Source organism: Bianquea renquensis (genome assembly GCF_014384895.1).
Classification (GTDB): Bacteria; Bacillota; Clostridia; order Lachnospirales; family Bianqueaceae; genus Bianquea; species Bianquea renquensis.
This window is the reverse complement of the sequence record NZ_JACRSQ010000059.1, coordinates 1-7226: the sequence shown is the minus strand read 5'-3', so window position 1 is coordinate 7226 and position 7226 is coordinate 1. Positions and strand designations below refer to the sequence as shown.

The window sequence follows — 7226 nt, the reverse complement described above, 5'->3', positions numbered from 1 at the left end:
TATTACATCTGCCTTGACGCAAGGGAGCTGCTCCTTATCCGGACAGAAAGCTAAGATCGGGATGGATATACCCAGAGGGCTGAGGTGTACGGATGGGCGGACTGCGGCAGCTGTGAGCACTAAGCCAGGTGCCTTTATAAATACTATGCTGAACTCATACCGTTTTCTATGATTTCTCATACGTCCCATTGAAATAAACGGTATTGGAAACTCATCCTCCTCACCCTTTCTCAAACACGTATATCATGCCCGCAGGATATCGCCGTCCTGCACTTTATGTCCTGGTCCTCCTAAAAATCAATTCGCACGATCCGCATTCGCATCATGCCGTCCCCGATTTTTGCCAACAGCCGAAAGAAACCGCTGACAGACGGATCTTTTAAATCGTGATAACCCAGCATATAGCCCCGGCTGGTTACTTTGGACTCTTTCATCCAGGAAATCAAGTCTCTCTCCATATCGTTTACATGGAAAAAGACGTCCACATCCTCGATGCCTGCCTGTTTGACCCAGGTTTTACTCATCATAGCGACTGCTCGTTTTCCGGCGGTATCAAACACCAGCTTGCCGCCTGGGAAACGCCGGGCCATCTTGTGAAACAGCATCTGTACCTGCTTCTTTTGGAAATAGTAAAAGACTCCCGCCGCCAGAAAGACAGCGCCGCCGGTGTCATCGATCCGGTCAAACCAACCGGCGTCATTCAAATCTGTGGCAATGTTGTTTACTCTGTCCTGCGCCGGGAGCAAAGTCTTTCTCACGGCAATCACATCCGGCAAATCGATGTTGTAGATTTGGCATGTGCCATTATCGCAGTTTTCCCCCGTTTGATCCAAGCCGCAGCCCAGGTTTACCACAGCCGCCTTTGGATGTTCTTTCAGATACTCCTGTGTCTCAATCGCCAGACCGCTTTGCCGCATGGCAACCTCCAATGCGCCAAACCGCTGCATCAGGCTTCGGGACTTCTTTTCAATCTGGCTGAAATCATAGTCGAGACGCTCAATCAGCTCGACAGCCTTTTCGTCTCGAAAATATGCAGGATATTGCTCGCTGCATAGTTTGCGGGCATAGAGCGGGATTATCAGCGTTTCCTGCACGGTATTTTTTTCAATGTGTACCTTGTCCATATGGTCTGCATCCTCCTCTACTTCATCTCCTTTGCTTATCACTTCCATCCTTCCTGCTCGGAAAGGGTATGCAACGATTTACTCTCCTGCAATACTCGGTGTATGCTTCGCCGTACAGCGTATTCAGCCACTTTTCCTCCGTGTTCTTCATCAGAACCGTCATAAAAATCCAGTAAAACAAGGGAAGAATCAACAGAATAAAATTATTTGCCATCAATACTGCACCCGTACACATCAGCATGATACCGGAATAGCAGGGATTCCGCACCCAGGCATAGATTCCATCTGTGCAGAGTCTATTCCCCTTAATATATTGATCTATGCGAAAAGCCGCGCTGTACCATACCCAAAATCCAAATGCAGCCACCGCTATGCCGGCCACAATAAACGGGATTTTTGAAAAGGGTACTTTTGAAAAATCCAATATGCCGGCCACAGACACGGTGATTCCAATTACCGTAGCCAAAATGAGTATCGCTCCGTAAATCGGACCTACTCCATAAACAGGCAGATGCCTTTTGTCACTCACTTCCGCTCACCTCCTGCCTTCTATTCGCATCTATGATAATCCTCATGCAATAGCCAACTGACTATCATACCCAGCCCCCCGCGTCCGTGAAGAACACATTCTGATTCGGTGCAGAGACGCCGGGCTGTTCCTACCGCTCAGGCGGTATCAAGTGCCGTCATTTCACAGCAGTGGCGCACTTCATCAGCCCATCTCTGAGGATAGCAGGCCAACAGCTCTTCATGCTGCATATCGTGGCGGCGGATGTCCGGATCCTTGAAATGCCGGCGGTAACGCGCCTCATATTGCCCACCCATCTTCACGGCATAAAAGATATGCACGGCAGTGCCCGGGACAGAAATGGTATCCCCCAGCGGCGTCACCAGATCGGAGTAAAACTGATTGTAAATGCTTTTCTTCTGAACAAACGCCATGTCCGCCGTGCCGACTCCAAACAACGCCAGCATCCGATCCATATACGCCCGTTCTTCCGGCGTCTTCTTTTCCAGCCGCTTTTGCATCCAGCCCGGCAACCTGCCCTTTTGGAACACGCCATGGAGCACACCGGAAATCAGCCTTGCCTGAAGCCGTGCGGATAATCCTCCGCTTTGGTCCAAATCGGAGCTGCCCAGGATACCGTGACCGATATGAATATTTCCCCGCTGAAGTAGCAGGCCAACAAAAGAACCGCCCATAGAGCAGCCGTAGGCGGCGCGGATCTGGCCGCCAAAGTTTTCCTGTATGTACGCTTCGATTTTTGCAGCCTCGGTCAGCATATCCGGAAACACGGCCGGTTCCGTCTCGTCAAAGCCGTCGTAGGATACGCAGACCACATGAAAATCCTGCTGTAAAAACGGTATCACAGACCCGAAATTGCGCTTCCAGTGACAGCACGTACCAGGCAGCAGGAAAAGTACAGGGTTGTCCTCATTTCCAAATGAATAGAATCTCATCGGGATCTCTTCCTCTCTGTCAAGATTCGCAGTATGTTGTAAAGAAAGCCTCTGACAATTTGTTGGACATCGAATCTTCCCGTGACCAGAAAACTATTGAAAGTCATTTTGAAGTATCTATATCATACCACATGGGCAGTCAATTAGCAACAACTAACTGTTGAGGAAAACGCAACAATCCAGATTAAAACGTTCTGCTCACTCGTATTCAATCACATTGACCCTCATATTGCTGTGATAGCTGTCCAGTGTAAACGCATCTGCAATTCCTTCCGTCAGATCGATTTCTCCGTCCTCGGTAATCAAAATCATTTCAAAGTCCGGATGCTGTTTCCAATATTCAGCAGCCTTGTCCAACCCCATAACAAAAAGAGAAGTGGACAGCGCATCACACAGGCGGCCTTCCCCGGCAACGATGGTAACAGACACCAGACCGCTTTCCGCCGGATAACCCGTGGCAGGATCGATAATGTGGCCGTACTGCTTGCCATCCTCACCAATAAAGTATCGCTCGTAATTGCCGGAAGTCACGACAGCCATATTGCTGATTTCCAGAACGCCCAGCGTCCCGCCGGTAAAGGGGTCCCTCAAACCAAGTCGCCACCGGCTGCCGTCCGGTTTTGTCCCTATAGCCTGGATATTTCCACCAAAATTCAACAGAGCGGAGGTACTCCCGTTTTCCTGAACTACCTGCGCCACAAGGTCACCGGCATACCCTTTCCCTATTGCACCCAAATCCAGCATCATGCCGTTGTCTAACTGGACCGTGTCGCCCTCTAATCTGACCCGTTCATAGCCCACATTTCCTAAGAGTTCCGCAATTTCTGTTTCGGACGGCACACGGTGTTCTTCTGTGGTAAACCCCCAGGCAGACAACACCGGATATATCGTCGGTTCCAGAGCGCCATTGGTTTCCTCCGCCATTTGCAGGGCAAAGGAAACCAATTCTGATGTCTCCTCACTGACGCGTATGGGGTGTCCCTCACCATGATTGACGGCATAAATATCACTGTTGGGATCTGTTACCGACCATAGCTGCTCCAAAGCTGCCAGCTTGTCCGCCGCCTCTGTCAGTGCTGTTTCTGCATCCCGGCCATAAGCGGTCATGGTAATGTAGGTATCCATGGCAAACAATTCCTTTGATGCTTCGTTTTGCGTTTTAGACGCCGAAGGAAGCATATCCGGGAAAAATACAAGGATCACAAAGCTGGAAACAACAAGGATCAGCAAAGCAATGCCCGCCGCAGTCAGCAGCAGCTGTTTCACTTTCCGCTTCATGTCCTTTCCCCCTTGCGGCCAAGCCATTTCAAAGATCCGGCAGGAGATGGAGGCCAGTCCCAAAAACACCAGGACGGGGGCGTAACCGCGGTCACGGCAATATCCACACATATTTTCAAACCCATCTTTGGCTTCATAAATTTCAGCGCCCTTCTGCCTAAAAGTCAGTCTGCAAGTAAAGAATCCGTCCAAGATTTCACATCCGCCTGAGCATTGGGAACACTGTTCCGGGAGACGGAAAGTCCCGCTTCCATGACCGTGGCGTCCGGCTCCAAGCCCTGAATGGTGCGAATGGTGCTGGAAAATCCGCTGCCCCCATGGGTCACAAAGGGAATGATGGTCTTGCCGGAAAAATCATATTCTTCAAAGAAAGTGTACAGCGGCATGGGCAGATCCGCATTCCAGTTGGGGAAGCCGATGAAAATGTACTCATATCCATCCAGACTTTCGATGTGTGTGGAAAGCTCTGGTCTCGCGTCATCGCTCTTTTCATTGTAGGCAAACTCCAGCAGCGCATCATGACTTCCCGGATATTCCTGCACGGTTTCAATGGCAAACAGATCGCCGCCCAGGTTTTTCTGAATCTCCATGGCAATAAACTCTGTATTGCCTACAACGCCATTCTCCGTGGCAACACGGCTGGCGTTTGCCACTGTATCAACGCCATCTGTCTCCGGTACAGTGAAATATGCGATTACTATGTTACTGCCTGTGGAAGCCTCTGGATTCGCCGCCGCGTTATTTTCCGGCTGTTCATCATCGCGAGAGGCCGGCGGGGTTTCCTGCGTTTTAGTGCTTTCATTTTGCTGCGGGCGTTCAATAATTCCCTGTGTGGGCTGGTTTGTGTTGCTGCCGCAAGCCGGCAAAGACATCAGCACAAAAGTAGCCAAAAGAATTCCTGTCAATTTTCTCATTTTCAGACCTCCATTTCGTGTTATTTGGAGTCGGTTTCCACCGTCTCCAACATTACGGAACCGAATTTGTGGCAGCCGCATTCTCTGTCGAGTAAGATAGCCGCACATCATCATCTCCTTGCACCTGCTGGGCTTCTTACTTTACGAGATATGTCAGCCGGACACCGCTGTTCTGTAGCTGCTCTACATTTTTAAGGCTGAATTCCACCGGTGCCGTGGATGTGAGAAACTCAGACTTCTCAAAAACGGTAGGAGTCGAAGGGTCACCGTCTGCGGCCGGGGCTAGCAGCAGGCTGAGTTCATCCACAACGCCCTGCTGTATAAAAGTCCAGTTGACGGTTCCTCCGCCGCAGATCAGAATGGTGTCGATCCTAAACAGCCGTTTCAACTTCTCAACGGCAACTTTACAATCCAGCGAATCATCTCCCGCAATGAGGTAGGAAACACCTCTTCTCCGAAGGTACGCACGGTATGCAGACGGCGTTTTCTCCGTCAGAATTTCAATTACATGCGCATCGGGCCTGCCGGATTTCTGAAAGGTTCCGGATTCCCAACCGATTTCCCCTGCCGTATCCAGCGAAACATAGAAAAATTTGAGAGTGGTTTCCGCGATGTAGTCGCCTTCCGGCACATCCCGGCAGATTGGCTCCAAAACAGGCTTAGTGTAGTGTGTAAATTCTTTGGTTGTCGTTGTCCCGTACAGCCATGCCTCAGCCTGGTATGCAGAGCGAATACGGACATATTCTTCACTTGTGAATTGCGCCGCCTTTGTCCCCGCGAAAGCTCCGGCAATCTTGCCATCCAATGCACTTACAATATGGCATATGATATATGGTCTGTCCATGGTGTCCTCCTTTACTCTAAACCCCATTTGCTGTCAGGTACTCATGAATCTCCTCAGTTTCGGAATCCGACACAAACAATCCATCAGACCGCGCAAAGGGATCAATCTCATTGTTTCCAACGGTTGACACAACTATTATAATTTACGGTAGTAACTATCGGTCAAGAGGTTTTTGAGAAAAAATCTGTAAAATGTAGCATCCGCGCTGTTCTTATCTCTTCCCGGACTACCGGGAATCGGTTTGTCCCTCTGTCAGCTAGGCTCCACATGCCTGCCCGAAGAGTAAGGCCATGCTCCCTATGAATCACATCAACAGTGAAGCAAGAGACAGCCTGAACGGCTGCATTCCGTTCAGGCTGTCTCAGCTGCTTTTAAATAATGCGCTGCACAAACTTCTGAAGCTTAGGGAGATCTCTGCTGACGAATTGTGTTCCATAAATTGCCGGCAAGAACGTCGATCCGATTCCCACAGTCACCCACGATATGTCTTTCTTTTCCCTAGCACCAGAATAGTGATTAGCCCTATAAAGCTAAGGAACATCAGCGCAAACCATAAAGTGAGGCTGCTGTTGTCGCCGGTCTGTGGGCCCTCGGGATCGCCCGGCGTATCGGATGTGCTGGGCGTACTTGGTTCATCGTCGCCGGGATCTGGCGTCGGCTCCGGCGTAGTGCCAGTGTAGGTGTTAAGGATGTCATATCCCTTGATTTCGGTCGTGTAGCCGGGCACATCTGCCTCGCCTATGGTATAAATAACAGCGTGGCCGTCCTCTGCATACTTTGGCAGGGTGAAGGAATACTGCCAGCCATCTTTAGCTGTCACCAGCCGCTGGGCGGTAAGCTCCCCGTCCGCGTAAACCTCCACAATAATGGAGTCGGGCCGTCTGTCCTCCGGATTGTCCTCGTGTTCCCATGTCTTGGTGCCCGCAATCTCCAACGTGTCCGGTTCCTTCGGCACGTAATGGTTGGTAAAGAGCGCCTTGTCCACCGGTTCCCCGTCCTTCGTCAGGGTGTAGGAAGCATGGAGCGCGCCGTCCTCCAGCGTGACAGCGACGGTGAGGGTGTAAATGGTGTTATCGTATTCCCAGCCGTCCGCGCCGGTATTCAATTCGGAAATGGTGTAGGTATAGACCCCGGCTTTTTCGAACACGATTTCGCCCATCTCTGCCTCACCGCTGCCAGTGAGGGCGACAATATTCGTATTTCCATCACTGTCCTCTGGCATAGGCGCGTCTTTTTCACCCCGCAGCAGGAAGGAAAACTGTGTTTCAGGCGGGTTCTCGCCCTCCACGACTTTCTCAATCATGGGTGGTTCGATTTTTACAGGCGGAATGTAAGTGTTGAGAATATCAAAGTGGTCGTAGCTGGGGGCAAAGCCCGCAACCGGCACCTCCTCGACGGTATAGGCGATCTCGCTGCCGTCCGCGCCGCACTTTGGCGCAGTGAAGGTGTAGTGCCACTCGCCGCTTTCGTCCGGGGTGACGGAGATTTCCTCCACCAGCAAATCCCCGTTTTTCAGCTGCACGGTGACAGATTCCGGCAGGGCCACGTCATGGCCGCCCAGCTCCCATGTTTTCTCGCCTTCGATTTCAGTCTGTACCTCTCCCA

Annotated in this window: 8 protein-coding genes; all 8 read right to left on the bottom strand. The window is 51.0% G+C overall.

What is annotated here, in order from left to right; translation table 11 throughout:
* On the bottom strand, window positions 1–234 hold a 234-nt coding region (locus H8730_RS17000; protein WP_249290247.1), incomplete at its 3' end, for a hypothetical protein.
* A 56-nt stretch (window positions 235–290) separates the two neighbouring features.
* Window positions 291–1124, bottom strand: a complete 834-nt coding sequence (locus H8730_RS16995; protein ID WP_249290246.1) for a class I SAM-dependent methyltransferase — start codon at window positions 1122–1124, stop codon at window positions 291–293.
* 22 nt (window positions 1125–1146) lie between these two features.
* Window positions 1147–1653, bottom strand: coding sequence for a methyltransferase (locus tag H8730_RS16990; protein ID WP_177718194.1), 507 nt, complete (start codon window positions 1651–1653; stop codon window positions 1147–1149).
* Between the two features lie 137 nt (window positions 1654–1790).
* On the bottom strand, window positions 1791–2585 hold the full coding sequence (locus tag H8730_RS16985; protein WP_177718196.1) for an alpha/beta hydrolase: 795 nt from the start codon (window positions 2583–2585) through the stop codon (window positions 1791–1793).
* 198 nt (window positions 2586–2783) lie between these two features.
* Window positions 2784–3863, bottom strand: coding sequence for an FAD:protein FMN transferase (locus H8730_RS16980; protein ID WP_249290245.1), 1080 nt, complete (start codon window positions 3861–3863; stop codon window positions 2784–2786).
* Window positions 3864–4027: 164 nt separating this feature from the next.
* On the bottom strand, window positions 4028–4777 hold the full coding sequence (locus H8730_RS16975) for a flavodoxin (RefSeq protein WP_177718198.1): 750 nt from the start codon (window positions 4775–4777) through the stop codon (window positions 4028–4030).
* A 136-nt stretch (window positions 4778–4913) separates the two neighbouring features.
* On the bottom strand, window positions 4914–5621 hold the full coding sequence (locus tag H8730_RS16970) for a dihydrofolate reductase family protein (protein ID WP_177718200.1): 708 nt from the start codon (window positions 5619–5621) through the stop codon (window positions 4914–4916).
* Window positions 5622–6093: 472 nt separating this feature from the next.
* Window positions 6094–7226: Cna B-type domain-containing protein (locus H8730_RS16965; RefSeq protein WP_249290244.1), on the bottom strand; the 1133-nt coding region annotated here is incomplete at its 5' end.

What these genes read in the sequence shown, in the direction of transcription:
- H8730_RS16995 (WP_249290246.1), bottom strand. Translation starts at nt 1,124, where the DNA reads ATGGACAAGGTACACATTGAAAAAAATACCGTGCAGGAAACGCTGATA.
- H8730_RS16985 (WP_177718196.1), bottom strand. Translation starts at nt 2,585, where the DNA reads ATGAGATTCTATTCATTTGGAAATGAGGACAACCCTGTACTTTTCCTG.
- H8730_RS16980 (WP_249290245.1), bottom strand. Translation starts at nt 3,863, where the DNA reads ATGAAGCGGAAAGTGAAACAGCTGCTGCTGACTGCGGCGGGCATTGCT.
- H8730_RS16975 (WP_177718198.1), bottom strand. Translation starts at nt 4,777, where the DNA reads ATGAGAAAATTGACAGGAATTCTTTTGGCTACTTTTGTGCTGATGTCT.
- H8730_RS16970 (WP_177718200.1), bottom strand. Translation starts at nt 5,621, where the DNA reads ATGGACAGACCATATATCATATGCCATATTGTAAGTGCATTGGATGGC.